The following is a 19,237-nucleotide window of genomic DNA, read 5'->3' as shown; positions in this document are numbered from 1 at the left end:
CAGGCTGGGAAGCAGGAGACCCGATGGCTGACGAATCCACTCTTTTCACGGGCTTGAGCGCGTTCCCGTTGACCCCGGCGTCGGCATCCGGGGAGGTGATGGTCGACGAATTCGGTGTGCTGCTGGAGCGCCTGGAGAACTCCGCAATCGACTCGGTAGGGGTGCTGGGGAGCACCGGCGCCGCCGCCTATTTGAATCGGGCGCAGCGCCGTCGCGCGATCAAGACCGCGCATGACGTGCTCACCAAGCCGGTGATCGCCGGGGTGAGCGCCCTGCGCACCGACCAGGTGCTCGAGCATGCCCTCGACGCGAAGAAGGCGGGAGCGGATGCCATCCTGCTGTCCGCGATGTCGTACATACCGCTGAACGACCGCGAAGTGGTGCGGCTGTTCGAACGCGTCAACGAGGCCGTCGCGCTCCCGATCTGCATCTACAACAATCCCGGCACCACCAAGTTCACCTTCAGTCCTGCGCTCATCGGTGAGCTCAGCCAGCTGGAGCACGTGGCCGCAATCAAAGACAGCGCGGGCAGCAGCGAGGAACTGGCCGCGCGGCGCGCCGAGATCCTTCCGCTCGTCGACGAGGACTTTGTGATCGGAATGAGCGGCGACGCCTTGGCGGTGGAGGCGCTCATCGAGGGATCCGGCGCCTGGTACTCGGTGCTGGCCGGCACGCTTCCGGATGCCGGCACCGCCCTCGTGAAGGCGATCGCCGACGGCAACCACGACGTCGCCCGGCGGTGCGACGCCCGCCTCCAGCCGATGTGGGAGCTCATGCGTCGGGTGGGCAGCATCCGGGTGATGTACGCCCTGGTCGACCTGCTCGGCCTCAGCTCGGCACTGCCGCCCGAGCCCCTGTTACCGCTCGGATACGACGAGAAGGCCGCGCTGATCCTCGCGCTCGAGGCCGGCCGGCTGGTCTGATGCGGCGCACGACACCGAGGCCTGTCTTCAGAAAATTGCGCTGTCTGAGAGAATTGAGGAAATGAGTCTCCTCACGACCACCGTCCCGCACCCGGCGAAGCCAGCCCTCACCATCGGCTCGATCGCCCTCGACACCCCCGTCGTGCTGGCCCCCATGGCCGGCATCACCAACGCGGCGTTTCGTCGGTTGTGCCGCGAATTCGGCGCCGGACTCTACGTCAGCGAAATGATCACCAGCCGGTCCCTGGTGGAACGCACCCCGAAGTCGATGCACCTCATTCAACATCACGCCTCCGAGTCGCCGCGCAGCATCCAGCTGTACGGCGTCGACCCGAAGACGGTGGCCGAGGCGGTCACCATGCTCGTGGCCGAGGACCGCGCCGACCACATTGACCTGAATTTCGGCTGCCCGGTGCCCAAGGTCACTCGCAAGGGCGGCGGTGCGGCGCTGCCCTGGAAACGCGGACTGTTCCGCGACATCGTCGAGGGCGCTGTGAAGGCCGCCGGCCCGCTGCCGCTCACCGTGAAGATGCGCAAGGGCATCGACTCCGACCATCTCACCTTCCTTGAGGCCGCCAAGGCGGCCGAGGGCGCCGGGGTGTCCAGCATCGCCCTGCATGCCCGCACCGCCGCGCAGTTCTACAGCGGCCACGCCGACTGGGCCGCGATCGCCGAACTGAAGGAGACCGTCACCAGCGTGCCCGTGCTCGGCAACGGCGACATCTGGTCCGGCGCCGACGGCGTGCGGATGATGCGCGAAACCGGATGCGACGGCGTCGTCGTCGGCCGCGGCTGCCTGGGCCGGCCTTGGCTGTTCGGGGACCTGCATGCGGCCTTCCACGGTGAGCCGCACATCGCGCATCCGTCGCTCGGCACCGTCGCCGCTGCGCTGCGCCGCCACACCGAGCTGCTCGTGGAGTTCTTCGGCAGCGAGGAGTGGGCCTGCCGCGACATCCGCAAGCACATCAGCTGGTACTTCAAGGGCTACCCGGTGGGCGGGGACACCCGTGCGGCGCTGGCCCTGGTGGAGAGTCTGCAACAGATGGACGACCTGCTCGGCACGCTGGACTGGAACGCGCCGTACCCGGGGGAGCCGGCCGAGGGGCCGCGCGGCCGAGCCGGTACCCCCAAACGGCCGGCCCTACCGGAGCACTGGCTGGACAGCCACGAACTGGGCGAGGAGCACCGCAGCGCGTTGACCGAGGGTGAGGGAGACACCAGCGGTGGCTGAGAACAGCACGCAGGACGGCTACAGCGACCACGACCTGCAGCGCTGGCTCCCCGAAACCCACCTGAACCCCCGCAGTGACTTCGCCAGAGACCGGGCTCGCCTGCTGCACTCCAGCGCGCTGCGCCGGCTCGCCGCGAAGACGCAGGTGCTCAGCCCCGCCGCGGGACTCGACTTCGCCCGCAACCGGCTCACCCACTCCCTGGAAGTAGCCCAAGTGGGCCGCGAACTGGCCACCAGCCTCGGACTCGACCCCGACGTGGTGGACACGGCGTGCCTCGCGCACGACCTCGGGCATCCGCCGTTCGGACACAACGGTGAGCGCGCCTTGAACGCATGGTGCGAGGACATCGGCGGGTTCGAGGGCAACGCGCAGACCCTCCGGCTGCTCACCAGGATCGAACCGAAGGTGTTCGGCCCGGGCGGCCGCTCCTACGGCCTCAACCTCACCAGGGCGAGCCTCGACGCCAGCTGCAAATACCCGTGGCCGGACAGCCAGGCAGTCGACGACCCCAGCGGACGGGCCAAGTTCGGCTTCTACCAAGACGATCTGGATGCGTTCGAATGGCTGCGCGAGGGAGCCCCGGACCGTCGGCGTTGCATCGAGGCGCAGGTGATGGACCTCTCCGACGACATCGCGTACTCGGTGCACGACTTCGAGGATGCGATCGTCGGCGGCTACATCGACGTCGCCGCCCTGGGCGCCCGGGTGAACCACAATGCACTGGTGAACTCGATGTTCTCCTGGATCGGCGGCGAAATCAGCCATGAGGAACTCGTGGCGGCGTTCGACGTTCTGGCGGCCCACGACGCCTGGCTGGACACCTGGGACGGCAGCCGCCGCGATCAGGGCAGGCTGAAGAACCTCACCAGCCAGCTCATCGGCCGGTTTGCTGCGGCGGCCACCCAGGCCACCCTGGCGCAGGCGCCCGCCAGCGGCGGACTCAGCCGGTTCGCCGCCGACATCATCGTGCCGCGGGAGATTCAGGCGGAGATCTCTGTGCTCAAGGGGATCGTCGCCGCGTTCGTGATGTCCCGAAACACCCGGCAGCCGATCTACGCGCAGCAGCGTCACATCCTCACCGAACTGGCCAACGAGTTGCTGCGCACCGGACCCGATCGTCTGGATGCCGGGTTCGCGGCGGATTGGCGGGCCGCCGCCACCGACCAGCAGCGCAAACGGGTGGTCGTCGACCAGGTGGCCAGTTTGACAGATCAGTCCGCGATGGCCTGGCACGACCGCCTGGTGGGCTCGCGCTGAGGTAGGGCGGCTGGTTTCGATACGGCTCGCGCTGGCGCTCGCCTACTCAACCCGCTGGCGCGGTTTCGATACGGCTCGCGCTGGCGCTCGCACTCAACCCGCTGGCGCGGTTTCGATACGGCTCGCGCTGGCGCTCGCACTCAACCCGCTGGCGCGGTTTCGATACGGCTCGCGCTGGCGCTCGCCCACTCAACCGGCTGACGCGGTTTCGATACGGCTCGCGCTGACGCTCGCCTACTCAACCGGCTACGGCGCGTGCCTCAACCTGCTCAGTTGGTGCGGACTGTGGAGAACGGAATCTAGGACGGCCGGGCTTGCCTAGACTCATACCATGGCAGGCCTGATCCGACGCGCAGACCTCGATGAACTGCGCGCCAGGATCAACATCGCCGACGTGGTCGGGGACTATGTCACCCTCAAGGGCGCCGGCATCGGCTCGCTCAAGGGGCTCTGCCCGTTCCACGATGAGCGCAGCCCCAGCTTCCATGTGCGGCCCCAGGTGGGCCGTTACCATTGCTTCGGATGCGGCGAAGACGGCGACGTGTTCAGCTTCCTGCAGAAGATGGACCACACCACCTTCACCGAAGCGGTCGAGCGGATGGCCGCCCGCATCGGCTTCGAACTGCACTACGAGGACGGCGGCCAGGCGAACAGCGACCACGGCAACCGGGCGCGCCTGCTCGCCGCGAACCAGGCCGCCGCAGAATACTTCGTCGCCCAGTTGTCCCTGCCCGGTGCCGAACCGGGCCGCAAGTTCCTGGGGGAGCGCGGATTCGACCCGGCCGCCGCCGAGCGGTTCGGGATCGGCTTCGCCCCCAAGTCGTACGACGCACTTGGAAAACACCTCAAATCACTGCGCTTCACCGACGCCGAACTGCTCGGCGCCGGCCTGCTCAGTGCCGGCGACCGCGGAACCTACGACCGCTTCCGCGGCCGGCTGGTTTGGCCCATCCGCGATGTCACCGGTGCGACCCTCGGCTTCGGCGCGCGTCGCCTGCTCGAGGACGATCAGGGACCCAAATACCTCAACACCCCGGAGACCGCGGTCTACCACAAGTCCCAGGTGCTCTACGGGCTAGACCTGGCCAAGCGGGACATCTCCCGCGGCCGGCAGGTGGTTGTCGTCGAGGGGTACACCGACGTGATGGCCTGCCACCTTGCCGGGGTCACCACCGCCGTCGCCACCTGCGGCACCGCGTTCGGTGTCGACCACATCAAGGTGATCCGGCGGATGCTCGGCGACGTCGAAAACGTGAACACCCGCGGGGTGGGCGAGGTCGTGTTCACCTTCGACCCGGATGCCGCGGGCCAGAAGGCGGCCAGCCGCGCGTTCAGCGAGGAACAGCGGTTCGCCGCGCAAACCTTCGTCGCGATCGGCCCGGAGGGGCTCGACCCGTGCGATTTGCGGTTGCACCGCGGCGACGAAGCGGTGCGCCGCATGGTCGCAGGCAAGAAGCCGCTGTTCGAGTTCATGATCCGTCGGATGCTCGCCGGCCACGACCTGGAAACCGTTGAGGGTCGGGTGACTGCCCTTCGCGCGGCCGCTCCAGTGGTTCTGGGCATCCGCGACACCGCGTTGCACACCGGCTACGTGCGCGACCTGGCGCGCTGGCTGGGCCTGGATCCGCGCGAGGTTCAGGGCGCCGTGAACGCCGCCCGCGCAAAGTCGGCAGCGCCGTCCCCACGGCTGGAGCATGCAGCATCCGCCCGGCCCGACGAACCCGAGCCGGCGGCACCTGCCGCGCCGGTCGGACCCACCCTGCGTCAGCTGCCTGGAGACCCGGCCACCCGGCTGGAACGGGACGCGCTGATGGCGATCTTGCAGCACCCGGAGGAGATCCGCCCGGATCTGGTCCAGCGCGCCAGTCAGGCCGCGATGGCAAACGCGTCGCTGGCGGTAGTGCGCGACGCCGTCGCCGCTAGCCTGCCTACCGCAACTGCCGAGGCGATCGACTCACGAGGCTGGCTGGATCGGGTCATCGCCGAGGTCCCCGCGCCATTCTCGGCATTGGTCGCCGAACTCGGCATGGCGCCCATTCCCGAGCAGTCCGGGCGCGAACTGACCGCGTACTGCACCGGCGTCACGGTCTCCCTGATCGAACGGGACCTGCTGCGGCAGAAGGCCGAATTACTCGGCCGGTTGCAGCGCACCGACTCGGCCGCCGAGCAGGAGAAGTACCGTGAAATCCAACGCTCGTTGATGAGCGTGGAGGCCCAACGTCGCGCACTCCGGGACGAGTAAACGCACGGATCTTGCGCCGGATGTTGCAGGTTCGTAAACATTCCCTGTTCGTCTCGAGTCGATTAGCTGAAAACGTACTTATTGTGTTACCAAAGTAGGTACAGCTCTGCACCGCGGACGGCTTCGCCCGCGGTGCACTCTATGCACTAAGAGAGGAAAACGGATATGACATCCGGATCCAAGGTCAGCAGACGACTGCTCGCCGCACTCGGCACCTCCGCCGTGTTCGCCATGGTGGTCACCGGCTGCGCAGCCGGGGGCAACGCGGACAACAACAAGCCGGGAGCAAGCAATTCCAGCGGCAGCCTCGTCGTCGGCACCACCGACAAGGTCACCACGCTTGACCCTGCCGGCTCTTACGACAACGGCTCGTTCTTCATCATGAACAACGTGTTCCCGTTCCTGATGAACTCCACGCCCGGCAGCGCCGACGTGAAGCCAGACATCGCCGAGTCGGCGAAGTTCACCGCTCCCACCGAATACACGGTGGTGCTGAAGAAGGGCCTGAAGTTCGCCAACGGCCACGACCTGACCTCCTCGGACGTCAAGTTCTCCTTCGACCGCCAGCTGAAGATCGCCGCCGACAACGGCCCGTCGTCCCTGCTCTACAACTTGGAGAGCACCGACGCCACGAATCCGACCACCGTGGTCTTCCACCTCAAGGCGGCCAACGACCAGATCTGGCCTCAAATCCTCTCTAGCCCAGCCGGCCCGATCGTGGACGAGGAAACCTTCTCGCCCGACGCGGTGACCACCGACGACGAGATCGTCAAGGCCAAGGCGTTCGCCGGACCGTACGAGATCGCCAGCTACAAGTTCAACGAACTGGTGCAGTTCAAGGCGTACAAGGGCTACAAGGGCCTGCTCGGCACCCCGAAGACCGCCACGATCAACCTCAAGTACTTCGCCGACCAGTCGAACATGAAGCTCGAGGTGCAGCAGGGCGGCATTGACGTTGCCACCCGCAGCCTCTCGGCGACCGACGTCGAAAGCCTGAGCAAGGAGAAGAGCGTCAAGGTCTACACGGGGCCCGGCGGAGAAATCCGCTACATCGTGTTCAACTTCAACACGATGCCGTTCGGCGCCACGACCCCCGAGGCCAACCCGGCCAAGGCTCTCGCGGTTCGCCAGGCGATGGCCGACCTCATCGACCGTGACGCGATCGCGAAGCAGGTCTACAAGGGCACCTACCTGCCGTTGTACTCCTACGTTCCCGCCGGCTTGCCCGGCGCCGCGGAGCCGCTGAAGTCGATGTACGGCGATGGCAACGGCGGCCCGGATGCGGACAAGGCCGCGTCGGTGTTGAAGGATGCCGGAGTGACCACTCCTGTTGAGTTGAAGCTGCAGTACAACCCGGACCACTACGGTGCCAGCTCGGGTGACGAGTACGCGCAGATCAAGAACCAACTCGAGAAGAGTGGACTGTTCACGGTGAACCTGCAGTCGACCGAATGGGTGCAGTACTCCAAGGACCGCTCCGCGGACGTGTACCCGCTCTACCAGCTCGGATGGTTCCCGGACTACTCGGACGCCGACAACTACCTGTCGCCGTTCTTCCAGAAGGACAACTTCCTGAAGAACCACTTCGACAACCCTGAGATCGACGCGCTGATCAAGCAGCAGGCCGTCGAAACCGACCAGAGCAAGCGCCTGGACGAGATCAAGCAGGTCCAAGAGAAGGTGGCAGCGCAGCTGTCCACACTGCCGATGCTGCAGGGCGCCCAGGTTGCGGTCGCCGGCACGGACGTGAAGGGTGTCGGCGACACGCTCGACGCGTCCTTCAAGTTCCGCTTCGGAGTGCTCAGCAAGTAGCAGGTAACACAGCACCGGCTACAATCACTGTGGCCGTTGCGTTGAGGGGGCGGTCCGCCTGAACGCGGGTCGCCCCCTCCTTTCACGCAACCGACGAGATTGGCAATAATGACCGCAACCGTGACTGAGGATACCGCCGGGGCAACCCCGCCGGTCGGCAAACAGCGGAAGTCCACGGCAGGCGGCAGTCGGCTCGGCCGCTACATCCTGGTGCGGTTGCTGCTCATCATCCCCACCGTCTTCATCCTGGTCTCGATGGTGTTCCTGCTGATGCGCACCATCGGCGATCCGATCACCGCGGCCCTGGGCGGGCGACTCAGTGCCGACCAGATCCAGGAACGCATCCACGCGGCCGGCTACGACCGACCGGTACTCGTGCAGTACGTCGAGTACCTGGGGCAGATTTTCACCGGCAACTTCGGTTCCACCCTCAGTGACAACCGACCGGTCACCGAGATTCTCACCACCTATGGCGGTGCCACCCTCGAGCTGGCGTTTTACGCCCTCATCGTCGCGTTCATCGTCGGCATCCCGTTCGGAATGCTGGCGGCCTACCTGCGCGACCGCTGGCCCGACGCCGTGCTGCGCGTCTTCGCCATCCTCTGCTACGCCACTCCGGTCTTCTTCGCCGGCCTGCTGCTCAAGCTCGTGTTCGCCGTCTGGCTGGACTGGCTCCCCGTCGCCGGACGGGCATCCACCCGCACCGAACTGGACCTGCAACTGCTGCCGCATCCGACCGGCATTCACCTCATCGACGCGATCGCGTCCGGCAACGCGGACAACGTGGCGGATGTGCTCGCCCACGCCATCCTGCCCGGCATCGCCCTCGGGCTGCTCACCGCCGGGGTGTTCCTGCGGCTGGTGCGGCTGAACATGATCGGCACTCTGACCACCGACTACGTCGACGCGGCCCGTTCCCGCGGAGTCGGCGAACTGCGCCTCGTGCGCAAACACGCCTACAAGCCCGCGCTGGTTCCCATCATCACGGTGATCGGCCTGCAGGTGGCATTGCTGCTCGGTGGTGCCGTCCTCACCGAGACCGTCTTCGAGTGGAAGGGACTGGGCTTCATGCTGGTGCAATACCTCACCGCTCGAGACTTCGTCGCGGTGCAGGGCATCGTGGTGCTGCTGGCGGTGATCGTCGCGGTGACCAACTTCATCGTGGATGTCGTCGCGGCGCTCATCGATCCGAGAGTGAAGTACTGACATGGCCCCGAACTCTCCGAAGCGCAGCCTCTGGTCCCGCCTGCCGATCGTCCATCAACTGCAACAGAGCGTTGGCTGGCAACGCGGCATGCTCGTTGCCGGGCTGGTGATCTGCGCGATCTTCGTGCTCACCGCGATCTTCGCGCCCCTGCTGGCACCGTATGGCTTCTCCGACCTCAGCGGCGAGAACGGCGTGCAGTTCGGCGCGCAGGTTCCGCCTGGCCCCGGGCATCCGCTCGGCACTACCGTCGGCGGCTATGACGTGCTCTCCCGGGTGATCTGGGGCTCGCAAACCGCCCTCCTCGTCATCGTGGTGGCGGTGGCGCTGTCGATCTTCGCCGGCGTGCTGCTCGGGCTCACCTCCGGCTACCTCGGCGGCTGGGTCGACCGTGTGCTCGTGGTTGTCGCGGATGCCGTCTACGCGTTCCCGTCGTTGCTGCTGGCAATCGTCATGTCGATCGTGATCTCCGGCGGCCGATCCCAGCTGGTCGGCGGCATCCTGGCCGCGGCGATCTCGATCACTGTCGTCTTCATTCCGCAGTACTTCCGGGTGACCCGCTCCGAAGTGGTCAGGATCAAGTCCGAGGCGTTCGTGGAGTCGGCAAAGGTGATCGGCAGCGGCACCGGCCGGATCATGTTCCGGCACGTGCTGCGCAACTCGACCAGGACGCTGCCATTGATCTTCACCCTGAACGCGTCGGAGGCCATCCTCACCCTGGCCGGCCTGGGCTTCCTCGGCTTCGGCATTGAGCCCACCTCGGCCGCGGAATGGGGCTTCGATCTCAACAAATCGATCTCGGACGTCACCAGCGGAATCTGGTGGACCTCGGTGTTCCCGGGCTTGGCGATCGTGCTCGTCGTGCTCGGCATGACACTGGTCGGCGAGAGTCTCAACGACCTGGCCGACCCGCGCCTGCGCGGCCGTAAGGCAGTGGCGGCCGTGGAACCGGAAGTGGTGGGCGTGACGGCGGTGGTTCCTGGCGGCGTGTCCGCCACGGGACCTGCCGGAGTGTTGGGGCTGAACGCGGAGGGCGCAGCGCATGAGTAACGTCGTCGAGATCACCGACCTGGCCGTCTCCTTCGCCACCGACGCCGGTACCGTCACCGCCGTCGACGGTGTCAGCCTCACGGTCGGGCTCGGTGAGGTGCTGGCCATCGTGGGCGAGAGCGGCAGCGGCAAGACCGTCACCGCCAAAGCGATCCTGGGTCTGCTTCCCGAAACGGCGACCGAGCATGGCGCGGTGCTGCTCACTTCCAAGGACGGTCGGTCCTCGGTGGACGTGGTTCCGCTGTCCACCTCGCAACTGCGCGAAGTGCGCGGGTCCGACGTCGCCATGGTCTTCCAGGAGCCGTCCACCGCACTGAACCCGGTGTACACGATCGGTTGGCAGATCATCGAGGGGCTGCGTGCCCACGGCCGCTACACCCGGCGGCAGGCCCGCGCGAAGGCCATCGACATCCTCGGCAAGGTCGGCATCCCCGACCCGAAGACGCGCATCGACTACTTCCCGCACCAGCTGTCCGGCGGGCAGAAGCAGCGCGTGGTGATCGCCATGGCCCTCGTACTGGATCCGGGGCTCATCGTCGCCGACGAACCAACGACGGCGCTGGATGTCACCGTGCAGGCCGAAATTCTCGACCTGCTGCGTAAGTGCCGTGACGAGTTCGGCACCGCCATCGTTCTGATCACCCACAACATGGGTGTTGTCGCCGATCTGGCCGACCGTGTCGCGGTGATGTACCAGGGCAAGCTCGTGGAAGAAGCGGATGCCGTCACGCTGTTCTCCGCACCTAAAGACCCCTACACGAAACGGTTGCTGGAGGCCGTGCCGCACGTCGGCCAGGGCACGGTGCAGACCTCGCAGCGGGCCGCGCAACGGGAGTCGACCTGGGCCGATGCCGTTCCGGTGGTGGCCGCCACCGACTTGAGCATCGAATACCCCGGGCGGCTCGGTCGGGGTGGGTTCCTCGCCGTGGACCGGGTCAGTTTCGCGATCCGGCCCGGTGAGGTGCTGGGGCTGGTAGGGGAGAGCGGATCCGGGAAGACCACCATCGGCCGGGCCATCGCCGGCCTGACCAGGGTGACTGGCGGGTCGCTGAAGGTGCTCGGCCTGGAGATGAACGGCATCCGGGAACGCACCTTCCGCAAGGTGCGCAGCGACATCGGTTTCGTCTTCCAGGATCCGGCGTCGAGTTTCAACCCGCTGTTGACCATTGCCGAGTGCGTCGCGGAACCCCTGCTCGTGCACGGCCGTGCCGAGAACGTGGCGGATGCCCGTGACCGGGTGGGCGACCTGCTCGAGGCGGTGCAGCTGCCGCGTGGTTTCGGCGACCGCTATCCACACGAACTCAGCGGCGGCCAGCGGCAACGGGCCAGTCTGGCCCGCGCCATCGCGCTGGAGCCGAAGCTGCTCATTGCCGATGAACCGACGTCCGCGCTGGATGTGTCGGTGCAAGCGAAGGTACTGGAACTGTTCGCCGAGCTGCAACGGGAATTCGGCTTCGCAGCGCTGTTCATCAGCCACGATCTTGCCGTGGTGGACATCCTGGCCGACCGGATCGCGGTGCTGTACCACGGCCAGCTCGTGGAGGAAGGCACCGGGGCCGAGGTTCTGGTGGCGCCGAAGCATCCGTACACCCGGCGGCTGCTGGCGTCGCTTCCGGTTCCGGACCCGATCGCGCAGGCCGCCCGCCGCGACGAACTGCACCGGCTGCGGGAGTTGGAGCGGTAATGTCCGCCCCGTCCGGGCGTGACTCGGCGGTGTCTGCTCGGGACCTGTCGATCCGCTACCGGACGCGCAATGCCCGCTCGCACGTGCGCGCGGTGGACGGTGTCACGCTCGACATCGCCTCCGGCGAGATTCTCGCGCTGATGGGCGACTCGGGGGCTGGCAAGTCCACGCTCGCCGCCACCGTCGCACTTTCGGCCGGGCACGGGGAGCTGGACAGCGGTTACCCCGAAATCTGCGGCGGATCGCTGGCGGTGCTGGGGGCCGGTGTTCGGCGGATGGGACCGCGTCGGCGACACCTGCTGGCGAGGCGGATCGGCTATCTGCCGCAAGACGGCGCCGATCGGCTCAAGCCCTACCTCACGGTGGGCGAGAACGTGGCGGAGCCGATCTTCGATCGTGATCGGCGGTTCAGTCAGCAGGAGGCGGCCGGCATCGTGGCGACGATGGTGGATGCGGTGCATCTACCGCTGGCCGTGATCACCAGGATGCCGCAGGAGCTCAGTCGCGGGCACCGGCAGCGGGTCGCGTTGGCCAGGGCGTTGATTTTGCAACCAGACCTGCTGGTCGCGGACGGGCCCACCAACGGGATGGATGTCACGGTGCGTGTCGCCGTGATGGACACATTGCGGCGGCTGCACCGGGAGTGGGGCTTTTCCGCCCTCGTCGTCAGCAACGATCCGAACATCACCAGGCTGACCACCAGAGTTGCCGTGTTGCGACGGGGGATAATCATAGGGATCGGGTCGGTCGACGAACTGCGTGCCGGACCCTGTGCCCCGTACCTGCCGGAGCCGGCGTAGCCCAGCACCGCAGGTCGGATGAAGGAGCCGAAAGTGACCACAATTCAGTCCGTACCACAGCATCGGGCGGTGCTCGGCCGCCCGAGTGAAGAACTGCCCGCCGAGCGCCGACCGCATCCTGGACCCATCGCGGTGCTGCCCAGGCCCAAGGACGTGTTCGTGGATGCGGTAATCGCCGGCGGTGGGGAAGTGGCCGAGCTGTCGAGCCAGACCCGCGGCGTGGTCTGGCTCTCGTCGGAACGCGCGAGCGAGTTGACCCAGCTGCTGAAGGACAATCCTCAGGTCGAATGGGTGCAACTGCCGTGGTCGGGCGTCGACGCGTTCGCGCCGGTGCTGCAGCGCTTTGCCGGTACGGCCAGGCCACTGTGGACCAGTGCCAAGGGGGCCTATTCCCAGCCGGTTGCCGAGCACGCGCTGACGCTGGCTCTGGCGCTGCTGAGGGTGATCCCGAGTCGGGTGCGGGCGCGCAGCTGGTCCCGCGTCGCGGAGGGGACGTCGCTGTTTGGGCTGAATGTCGTGATCATCGGAGCCGGCGGGATCGCGGTGGAGCTGATCCGGTTGCTGGCGCCGTTCGGAACGCACATCACCGTGGTTCGGCGCAGCGCCGAGGACCTGGCCGGTGCAAAGCGCACCCTCACCGTCGACCGGCTGGGCGACGTGCTTCCCGAGGCGGATGTCGTGATCGTCGCCGCGGCATCCACGTCCGAGACGCGTCATCTGATCGGTTCCGCCCAGCTCGAGGCGATGAAGACGACCGCGGTGCTGGTGAACGTTGCCCGCGGTGCGCTGATCGACACCGATGCGCTGGTCGCCGCACTGGCGGCAGGTTCGATCGCCGGGGCCGGGTTGGACGTGACCGATCCCGAGCCGCTACCCGACGGGCATCCGCTGTGGGATGAACCGCGGGTGATCATCACCCCGCACAGCGCGGACACGCCGTACATGACCGCGCCGCTGCTGGCTGAGCGGATCCGTACCAACGTGCGAGCGCTGCTGGGCGACGGACGGTTCGAGGGCGTCGTGGACCCGGCGCGAGGCTACTGAGGGTGCTCCCGTCACTGTGGTGGGCCGGTTCCTACACCGGGTCGCTGGGGGAGTCGGAAGGAATCGGCGCGCTTCGGCCGCGCGCGGACGGCAGCCTGAAATATCTGGGACTGGCGGTGGAGACGTCGTCGCCGTCGTTTGTCGCGAACGGTGTGACCGGGCGGATCGTGTATGCGGTCGACGAGGCCAATGCGCGGATCGAGGCATTCGCCCGCGCCGACGGATTCGAACTGGTGCCGCTCGGCGGAGCGGACACCAACGGTCCGTTACCGTGCCACATCACGGCGACCGAGCACTGGCTGTACGTCTGCAACTACGGCAGCGGGGTGGTCGATGTCTTCCCGCTGGACTCGGATGGTCGGATCGGTCCGGCCGCGCAGGCGCTGCGCGCGAGCGGACGCGGACCGAAACCGGAGCAGGACGGCCCGCACGCGCACTCCACGTTTCTCGGCCCAATGGTGCTCAGCGCCGATCTCGGTCTCGATCAGGTACATCTGCATCGGGTGCACGTCGGACTGTTGACCAGGACCGGCTCGCTTGATCTGCCTGCAGGAACGGGGCCCAGGGACTTCGCGTCACCGGCCGGCGGTGATGGCCATCGTGTGTATGTCATCGGCGAGTTGACTGCATCAGTGTTCGAGCTCGAGGTTGGCGCCGATGCGGTGTCGATCGTGGCGGCCGGGGCGGCGGTGGCGCATCCGGTGGTGGGGGACCATGGTGCCGGCCTCCAACTCAGTGACGACGGTCGATTCCTCTACTCCGGGCTGCGTGGCTCGAATCGGATCGTTGTCATCCGCACGTCTGACTTGTCTCCGGTGGCCGACATCTCGTGCGGCGGTGATTGGCCGCGAAACCTGACCCTGGTCGACGACATGCTTTATGTGGCGAACCAGCGCTCCAGCACCGTCACCAGTTTCAGGATCGATGCCGATGGCATCCCGCGGCCGGTGGGCGAGCCGGAACCGGTGCCTTCGCCGACGTTCCTCTGTCCCGTCGGGTGAGTGGTGGTGTGACTCGCCGGTGGCGACTCATGAGATAATGATGGGGCGCGAAAGGTTTGCTAAGGTAGCTTGCTGCGTCAGTAATCCTCGATAGCTCAATTGGCAGAGCAGCCGGCTGTTAACCGGCAGGTTCCAAGTTCGAGTCTTGGTCGGGGAGCGTCTAACCCCCTGAATTCCACGGAATTCAGGGGGTTATTTTGGCCTCTCCCGCGCTCAAAACCCGCGATGCGTCCATAAACGCGTCCAAAAACGACCGAAATCGGCCGTTCCCGCCAGCCATGCCTCGACGAGCACTGCCGGGTACGGGCCGCTACGGGTCTCTCCGTCGTCACCGCGCGCACCTCCCCGGTATGGACGAGAACACGGCTGCGCCGCTTCCCAGGATCTTGACCCAGAACGAAGTGGGGCGACTTCTCCAGATTTCGCCACGGACCCTCGAGGACTGGCGGCTGACCAAATCCGGGCCGCCGTACCGAAAACTGGGCAAGCACGTCCGCTACGAGCTGGATGCCGTCATGCGGTGGTTCGAGAGCCTGGAAACTCATGCCTAGGCCGCGCACCCGGGCCGGAGAGCTGGGCTCGATCCAGCTGACCACCCTCGCCAATGGGCGCATCCGGGCCCGACTCCACATGAGAGACGATGCCGGAGCGCCCCACCACCCGCAGGCGACCGGCGCCACCGAGGCGGAGGCAATCGCCAACGTGCGGCGGCGCGCCGCCGAGCTGAGCACCGGGGCGTCCGAAGAGATGTGTGCCGACACGACGGTCGCCCAAGCCTGTTCGATGTGGCTGGCCGAGGTCCGCGCCGCAGGCCGGATCGAGATCTCCAGTATCGAGGCCTACGAGGACACAGTCAGGCTCATCGTGGTGCCCACCTGCGGGGCACTCCGGCTCGAAGAACTCACCGTAGGCCGTTGCGACCGGATCGTGCGCAAGGTCCTGGAGGCCAGATCGGCGTCAGCCGCCCGCAAGCTCCGCGGAGTCCTCAGCCAAGTCTGCGGCTCGGCGGTCCGGCAAGGCGCACTCGCCACCAACCCGATCCGAGACATCCAGAAACTGCCGAACAGTCCCAAGAAGAAGTCGTATCTGGCGCCGGAGCAGATCGCCGTCGTGCGGCAGCTGATCCATGCGTGGCGAGCGGACGGCACGCCCGGCGGACCGCGTCCCGATGTGGCCAAGCTCGAAGACGGCATGGACATCATGATCGGCACCAGCGCGCGAATCGGGGAAACCGTCGCGCTACGCCGGATGGATGTCGACGTGACGACGAACCCCCCGACCGTGCTCATCAACGGAACACTGACCCAGACCCGCCAGAACGGCCTCAGTCGCAAAGCATCCCCGAAACGGGAACGACAGACACGACGGGTCGCACTGCCCAGCTTCGCCGCCGCCGCCGTCCGCAGACGGCTCGCCGCCGCCGAGAAGGGCCCGGGCAGCTATCTGTTCGCCACCCAGAACGGCCGGCCGTACAGCGTCAGCAACTACGAGCGGCTCCTACGCACCTTCGTGGACGACAACGAGCAGGCACTAGGCGAGGCCGGGATCGCGGTCGACCAGTTCTCGTCACACATCTTCCGCCGCACGGCAGCGACCCTCGTCGAGGCAGCTGCCGGCATCACACTCGCCTCCCGACTCCTCGGGCACGCAAACGAGGCGATCACGCGGGCCAGCTACGTCGTCACCGCCGAACAGGTCGACCCGACAACAGCAGTAATACTGGACGCGGCACTCCGCATGAACGGAGCAGACTAACCCCGGCCTAATCGAAACGAAGTCGAAGATCGTTGTCTTACCCCGACGCACCGATCCCCATTTACGGTGTATCGAATTGTGCCTCGAAGTCCGTGTCAGCTTGTCGACGCCTACTCACGTCGTCGGCCACAAACTGGACGAAGTTCTCGTCGCGATTCGCGATGACGGTCTCGCCAGGTTCTGCGATCGGTTGTTCGCCGGGCCAGTATGTCTGCCGAGTAGGCCGGTCGCGGTCCAGTCGGGTGCCGGAAGCGGCGACCCACTCGCGCAGACGTTCACGAGCATCGGCGAAGTCGCGATGCCAGCCGAGGGGTGCCGATCCGGTTTGATTCGGGCCATACGTGCCGATCCAGTGCAAGTGCAACGCGGAGAGTTCCCAGACTAGCTCTGGGTGCCGATGCCAGTAGGGCGGGATGATCGTTGTGGGGAGGCCATAGGTGTGGCGCAGCCAGTTCACCCATCTGTTGAGCTCTAGCCATTCGGCTTCCGCATCGTCGGCGTCAAGCAGGTCCCAATTGATCGGATGCAGTGGCTCCGGCACGGCTGGTCCATTGTCATCCGCCCCACCACCAGCGCCGGGGTACGACTCGTCAGCACCGGAGTACGGCTCGTCGAACTCGGGTATGTATTCGTCGAAGTCGTTCATGGCCGGCTCAGAGTGTGACCGCCGGACCGCTGGTTGAGACACGCCCGGAGAGCGACGCGTCGAACGGCGCTGGTTTGCTCATGGGCACTGAATCGACGGGAGGACGAGATCGATTCTCCGCCCGAATTTTCTTGTCGACAGTCTCGTTGCCGACGTCGAGTCCGTCGCCTTGCTCGGCCGTTCGCGAATGGTGGGTGCGGTCGACGGTGTAGGTGGTGCGCGCGGTGTCGTGGCCGAGTTTCTTGGCGACGAATTCCTCGCCGTGCTGGGGCTGGCCGTCGAACTCGTAGTCGTACTCGCGCGTGTAACCTTCGGCGATAAACTTGTCGCCCTTGCTGAAGGCCGCGTAGGAACGCTCCGCGGCGCGCCGGTACTGCACCAGGTCGTGGAAGGTGCTGTCGAGCTGGGTGAATGTGCCGTCGTCGTTGCGGCTGTAATGTTCTTGGCCGATCTTGGCGTAGAACCGGGCATCACCATGAGCCGTAAACGACAGTTGCGGGTCGGAGGCGATGAAGCCGGACAAGGACTGCTGGGTATGGATAGCCATGAGGCTCACTCCTTCACGTCGGGGCCATAGCGTTGATGGTCTGGCCTGTACGGAAGGTGCGCATCACCTCCCTAGCCGGCACCGGAGCGCAGTGTGGCCTCGATTTCGGCCCGCTGCAATTGCAGCATCTTCGCCTCCGGGCGGCGGGTCCACGGTCGCAACTCAGCGATGATGGGCCGGGCGGTGCGCATGAGGATCGCACCGGTGCCGAACGGCAGCGTACGCAGAACATCCGGTGGCATTACCGGGACGCGGCGTATGGAACGTTGCGAAGAGCGGGAGCCGTAGTCCCCGATGGTTACACTTTCGGTGCGTTCGTCGCGGTCCCCGACCAGGGTGGAAAGGTCCTGCAGGTCACGGCTGTTGGAGGCGCCGCCGAGGATGATCTTCACAATAGAGGCGTCCCAGATCGCATTCGCCTGGTTTTCACCCCATTTTTGCCGTGCTTGCGCCAACGACTGCAGTACCGGGAGGGTGGTGATTCCGGTGCCGCCGCCCTCGGCCATCAGGATCGGCAACGACGGCAGCGGTGCGAGGGTGCCGATCTCATCCAGGGCGAGCAGCAGCGGTGGGTCGAGTCGGGCGCCGGGGGAGCGGGCAGCAAGCCGCCTGGCGGTTTCGATGAGGTCTTCGATCAGCGCCGCGACCAAGGCCGCGGATGCACCGGCCCCGGCGCCGGTCGCCAGCAAATACAGTGTTCCGTTGTCGTTGAAGAAGGGTTCCGGGTCGAACGCTTCACCTGGCCGTGGTGTGACGGTATCTAGCACGCGCGGGTCGGCCAGTGCGCTGAAGGCGAGGCCCACGCCTTGCCAGATGCTGTCGCGGGTTCTGGGGTCGGCGCCGATCATCGAGTCCAGCGAATCAGCCCAGCCACTGGCCGCGCGAGTGTTGGTTTGGAGTATGCGAACGGCGTCCGCGGCTGCAGTGGGGTTCAGTGCCCACCGATACAGGTCGCAGGCGTCCCGGCTATCAAGGGCGGCGGCGTGTAGGAGGGCTTGGATGGCGGTACGGGTTTTGCCTTCCCAGAAACCCCCGTTCTCTACTCCGACACCAGCGAGCCCGGTGGAGGCGGCGAGCCCGGTGGCACGAATCATCGCGGTCAACGGGTCGTCGCAGCCCCGGACAGGCGACCAGCGCAACCCGACGGGCAGACCGGGCGCGAGTTGTTGCGGATCAAACACCGCGACCGGTCCGGCTTTCTCGCGTGCCTTCAGCGTGGTGGTGATGTTGTCGGGACGGGTGCTGGTGGTGATGACCGCGCCGGGCGCATCCAAGATTGCATTGATGACGATGTGGAGACCTTTGCCGGAGCGGGGCGGCCCGATGAGCAAGATTGAATCCTCGACGGTAGCCCACACCTGCTTTCCCTTGGAGGTGCCGAGCCTGTAGCCGACGTCCGAGGCCGCGGCTCTGGACAAAGAGGGCCGCAGAGTCTTGGCCCGTTTGGTGAGTGTTCTCGAGGAGGCGGCCCGGACGATCTCGGCCGGGGTGGCCGTTCCGTCTAAGCGTCGCTGCTCCATCGCGCTGTTCTGCTGGTGGGTGCGGATGAGGCGCCAAATCCACCAGCCGGCGGCGCCGGCGAGTGTGAGCATGATCGCGACGACACCCCAGTAGGCGACCGCGCTAAGCCCGGACGCACCTAGAGGGATGCCGGGATTAAGAGGGTGGGTGAGCACGCCCAAGCCGGCAACCAGTCCGGCCCGTGGCTGGCGAATCCCCGTGAGGAACGCGGTGATGGTGCCGGCCAGACGGAAAGTGCCAATCAGTGCTACCAAAGTTGCGAGAAGGCCGAGGGCGAGGTCGGTTAGCGCATCGTTGCCGGGGCGGCGAGCGCTATTCACGGTGCGTCACCGGCGAGCGTGATGGTGCCCGATTTCCGGCCGAACAGAATCATCCGTCGGGTAGCGAAGCTGATGATGCCGACGGCGATTTCATCGCCGGGGAGGATCCCATCCCCGGACAGTTCCACCATTACCGGGATCTCCGGCTCCGAGGGCAACATTGCTACCTGCAGTCCTCGAGGCTCCGCGTCAGTGGGGA

17 protein-coding genes and 1 tRNA gene are annotated in these 19,237 nt (G+C 66.4%); 14 read left to right on the top strand and 4 right to left on the bottom strand.

What is annotated here, in order from left to right; all coding sequences use genetic code 11:
• Positions 1 to 23 precede the first annotated feature (23 nt).
• The 14 genes from ABFX56_RS02285 (at position 24) to ABFX56_RS02220 (ending at position 16,004) form a co-directional block, all read left to right on the top strand.
• A complete protein-coding gene (locus tag ABFX56_RS02285) occupies positions 24 to 923 on the top strand; it encodes a dihydrodipicolinate synthase family protein (protein WP_346231661.1) in 900 nt (299 codons plus the stop codon).
• A gap of 61 nt (positions 924 to 984) precedes the next feature.
• Positions 985 to 2,154, top strand: coding sequence for a tRNA dihydrouridine synthase DusB (gene dusB / locus ABFX56_RS02280; protein ID WP_346231660.1), 1,170 nt, complete (start codon positions 985 to 987; stop codon positions 2,152 to 2,154).
• A complete protein-coding gene (locus ABFX56_RS02275) occupies positions 2,147 to 3,412 on the top strand; it encodes a deoxyguanosinetriphosphate triphosphohydrolase (protein WP_346231659.1) in 1,266 nt (421 codons plus the stop codon). The genes dusB and ABFX56_RS02275 overlap by 8 nt, the downstream gene beginning before the upstream one ends.
• Positions 3,413 to 3,743: 331 nt before the next feature.
• Positions 3,744 to 5,654, top strand: coding sequence for a DNA primase (dnaG, locus tag ABFX56_RS02270; RefSeq protein ID WP_346231658.1), 1,911 nt, complete (start codon positions 3,744 to 3,746; stop codon positions 5,652 to 5,654).
• Positions 5,655 to 5,819: 165 nt separating this feature from the next.
• Positions 5,820 to 7,466, top strand: a complete 1,647-nt coding sequence (locus tag ABFX56_RS02265) for an ABC transporter substrate-binding protein (protein ID WP_346231657.1) — start codon at positions 5,820 to 5,822, stop codon at positions 7,464 to 7,466.
• 108 nt (positions 7,467 to 7,574) lie between these two features.
• Entirely contained in the window at positions 7,575 to 8,672 is a 1,098-nt protein-coding gene (locus tag ABFX56_RS02260; RefSeq protein WP_346231656.1) for an ABC transporter permease, read from the top strand.
• Between the two features lies 1 nt (position 8,673).
• Positions 8,674 to 9,720 carry an ABC transporter permease gene (locus tag ABFX56_RS02255; protein WP_346231655.1) on the top strand — a complete coding sequence of 349 codons (1,047 nt, stop codon included), beginning with the start codon at positions 8,674 to 8,676 and terminating at the stop codon, positions 9,718 to 9,720.
• Positions 9,713 to 11,404, top strand: a complete 1,692-nt coding sequence (locus ABFX56_RS02250) for a dipeptide ABC transporter ATP-binding protein (RefSeq protein WP_346231654.1) — start codon at positions 9,713 to 9,715, stop codon at positions 11,402 to 11,404. The genes ABFX56_RS02255 and ABFX56_RS02250 overlap by 8 nt, the downstream gene beginning before the upstream one ends.
• A complete protein-coding gene (locus ABFX56_RS02245) occupies positions 11,404 to 12,204 on the top strand; it encodes an ATP-binding cassette domain-containing protein (RefSeq protein ID WP_346231653.1) in 801 nt (266 codons plus the stop codon). The genes ABFX56_RS02250 and ABFX56_RS02245 overlap by 1 nt, the downstream gene beginning before the upstream one ends.
• A 132-nt stretch (positions 12,205 to 12,336) precedes the next feature.
• Entirely contained in the window at positions 12,337 to 13,248 is a 912-nt protein-coding gene (locus tag ABFX56_RS02240) for a D-isomer specific 2-hydroxyacid dehydrogenase family protein (protein WP_428834420.1), read from the top strand.
• Between the two features lie 2 nt (positions 13,249 to 13,250).
• The gene (locus tag ABFX56_RS02235; RefSeq protein ID WP_346231651.1) at positions 13,251 to 14,249 is read left to right on the top strand and encodes a lactonase family protein; all 999 of its coding nucleotides are present in this window, start codon (positions 13,251 to 13,253) and stop codon (positions 14,247 to 14,249) included.
• A gap of 84 nt (positions 14,250 to 14,333) precedes the next feature.
• A tRNA-Asn gene (locus ABFX56_RS02230) sits at positions 14,334 to 14,406 on the top strand.
• 193 nt (positions 14,407 to 14,599) lie between these two features.
• Positions 14,600 to 14,800: a helix-turn-helix transcriptional regulator gene (locus ABFX56_RS02225; protein ID WP_346231650.1), complete on the top strand. Its 201-nt coding sequence runs from the start codon at positions 14,600 to 14,602 to the stop codon at positions 14,798 to 14,800.
• A complete protein-coding gene (locus ABFX56_RS02220) occupies positions 14,793 to 16,004 on the top strand; it encodes a tyrosine-type recombinase/integrase (RefSeq protein ID WP_346231649.1) in 1,212 nt (403 codons plus the stop codon). Before ABFX56_RS02225 ends, ABFX56_RS02220 begins: the two co-directional genes overlap by 8 nt.
• Before the next feature lie 61 nt (positions 16,005 to 16,065).
• Here the strand turns inward: ABFX56_RS02220 and ABFX56_RS02215 are convergent, their stop codons facing one another.
• The 4 genes from ABFX56_RS02215 to ABFX56_RS02200 all read right to left on the bottom strand — a co-directional run bounded on the left by ABFX56_RS02215 (position 16,066) and on the right by ABFX56_RS02200 (position 19,199).
• Entirely contained in the window at positions 16,066 to 16,650 is a 585-nt protein-coding gene (locus tag ABFX56_RS02215) for a hypothetical protein (protein ID WP_346231648.1), read from the bottom strand.
• A gap of 7 nt (positions 16,651 to 16,657) precedes the next feature.
• The gene (locus ABFX56_RS02210; protein WP_346231647.1) at positions 16,658 to 17,197 is read right to left on the bottom strand and encodes a single-stranded DNA-binding protein; all 540 of its coding nucleotides are present in this window, start codon (positions 17,195 to 17,197) and stop codon (positions 16,658 to 16,660) included.
• A 71-nt stretch (positions 17,198 to 17,268) separates the two neighbouring features.
• Complete coding sequence (locus ABFX56_RS02205) at positions 17,269 to 19,038, bottom strand: type IV secretory system conjugative DNA transfer family protein (RefSeq protein WP_346231646.1); 1,770 nt, start codon at positions 19,036 to 19,038, stop codon at positions 17,269 to 17,271.
• The gene (locus ABFX56_RS02200; RefSeq protein WP_346231645.1) at positions 19,035 to 19,199 is read right to left on the bottom strand and encodes a hypothetical protein; all 165 of its coding nucleotides are present in this window, start codon (positions 19,197 to 19,199) and stop codon (positions 19,035 to 19,037) included. The genes ABFX56_RS02205 and ABFX56_RS02200 overlap by 4 nt, the downstream gene beginning before the upstream one ends.
• Between the last annotated feature and the right edge of the window lie 38 nt (positions 19,200 to 19,237).

Origin of the sequence: Parafrigoribacterium mesophilum, assembly GCF_039652555.1 — a bacterium.
GTDB classification, from domain to species: Bacteria; Actinomycetota; Actinomycetes; order Actinomycetales; family Microbacteriaceae; genus Parafrigoribacterium; species Parafrigoribacterium mesophilum.
The sequence above is the reverse complement of the archived record's forward strand: the minus strand, read 5'-3'. Positions and strand labels throughout refer to the sequence as shown.

Coding starts and splice junctions, on each gene's coding strand:
- ABFX56_RS02285 (WP_346231661.1), top strand. CDS start 24: ATGGCTGACGAATCCACTCTTTTCACGGGCTTGAGCGCGTTCCCGTTG.
- dusB (WP_346231660.1), top strand. CDS start 985: ATGAGTCTCCTCACGACCACCGTCCCGCACCCGGCGAAGCCAGCCCTC.
- dnaG (WP_346231658.1), top strand. CDS start 3,744: ATGGCAGGCCTGATCCGACGCGCAGACCTCGATGAACTGCGCGCCAGG.
- ABFX56_RS02265 (WP_346231657.1), top strand. CDS start 5,820: ATGACATCCGGATCCAAGGTCAGCAGACGACTGCTCGCCGCACTCGGC.
- ABFX56_RS02260 (WP_346231656.1), top strand. CDS start 7,575: ATGACCGCAACCGTGACTGAGGATACCGCCGGGGCAACCCCGCCGGTC.
- ABFX56_RS02255 (WP_346231655.1), top strand. CDS start 8,674: ATGGCCCCGAACTCTCCGAAGCGCAGCCTCTGGTCCCGCCTGCCGATC.
- ABFX56_RS02250 (WP_346231654.1), top strand. CDS start 9,713: ATGAGTAACGTCGTCGAGATCACCGACCTGGCCGTCTCCTTCGCCACC.
- ABFX56_RS02245 (WP_346231653.1), top strand. CDS start 11,404: ATGTCCGCCCCGTCCGGGCGTGACTCGGCGGTGTCTGCTCGGGACCTG.
- ABFX56_RS02225 (WP_346231650.1), top strand. CDS start 14,600: ATGGACGAGAACACGGCTGCGCCGCTTCCCAGGATCTTGACCCAGAAC.
- ABFX56_RS02220 (WP_346231649.1), top strand. CDS start 14,793: ATGCCTAGGCCGCGCACCCGGGCCGGAGAGCTGGGCTCGATCCAGCTG.
- ABFX56_RS02215 (WP_346231648.1), bottom strand. CDS start 16,650: ATGAACGACTTCGACGAATACATACCCGAGTTCGACGAGCCGTACTCC.
- ABFX56_RS02210 (WP_346231647.1), bottom strand. CDS start 17,197: ATGGCTATCCATACCCAGCAGTCCTTGTCCGGCTTCATCGCCTCCGAC.
- ABFX56_RS02200 (WP_346231645.1), bottom strand. CDS start 19,199: ATGTTGCCCTCGGAGCCGGAGATCCCGGTAATGGTGGAACTGTCCGGG.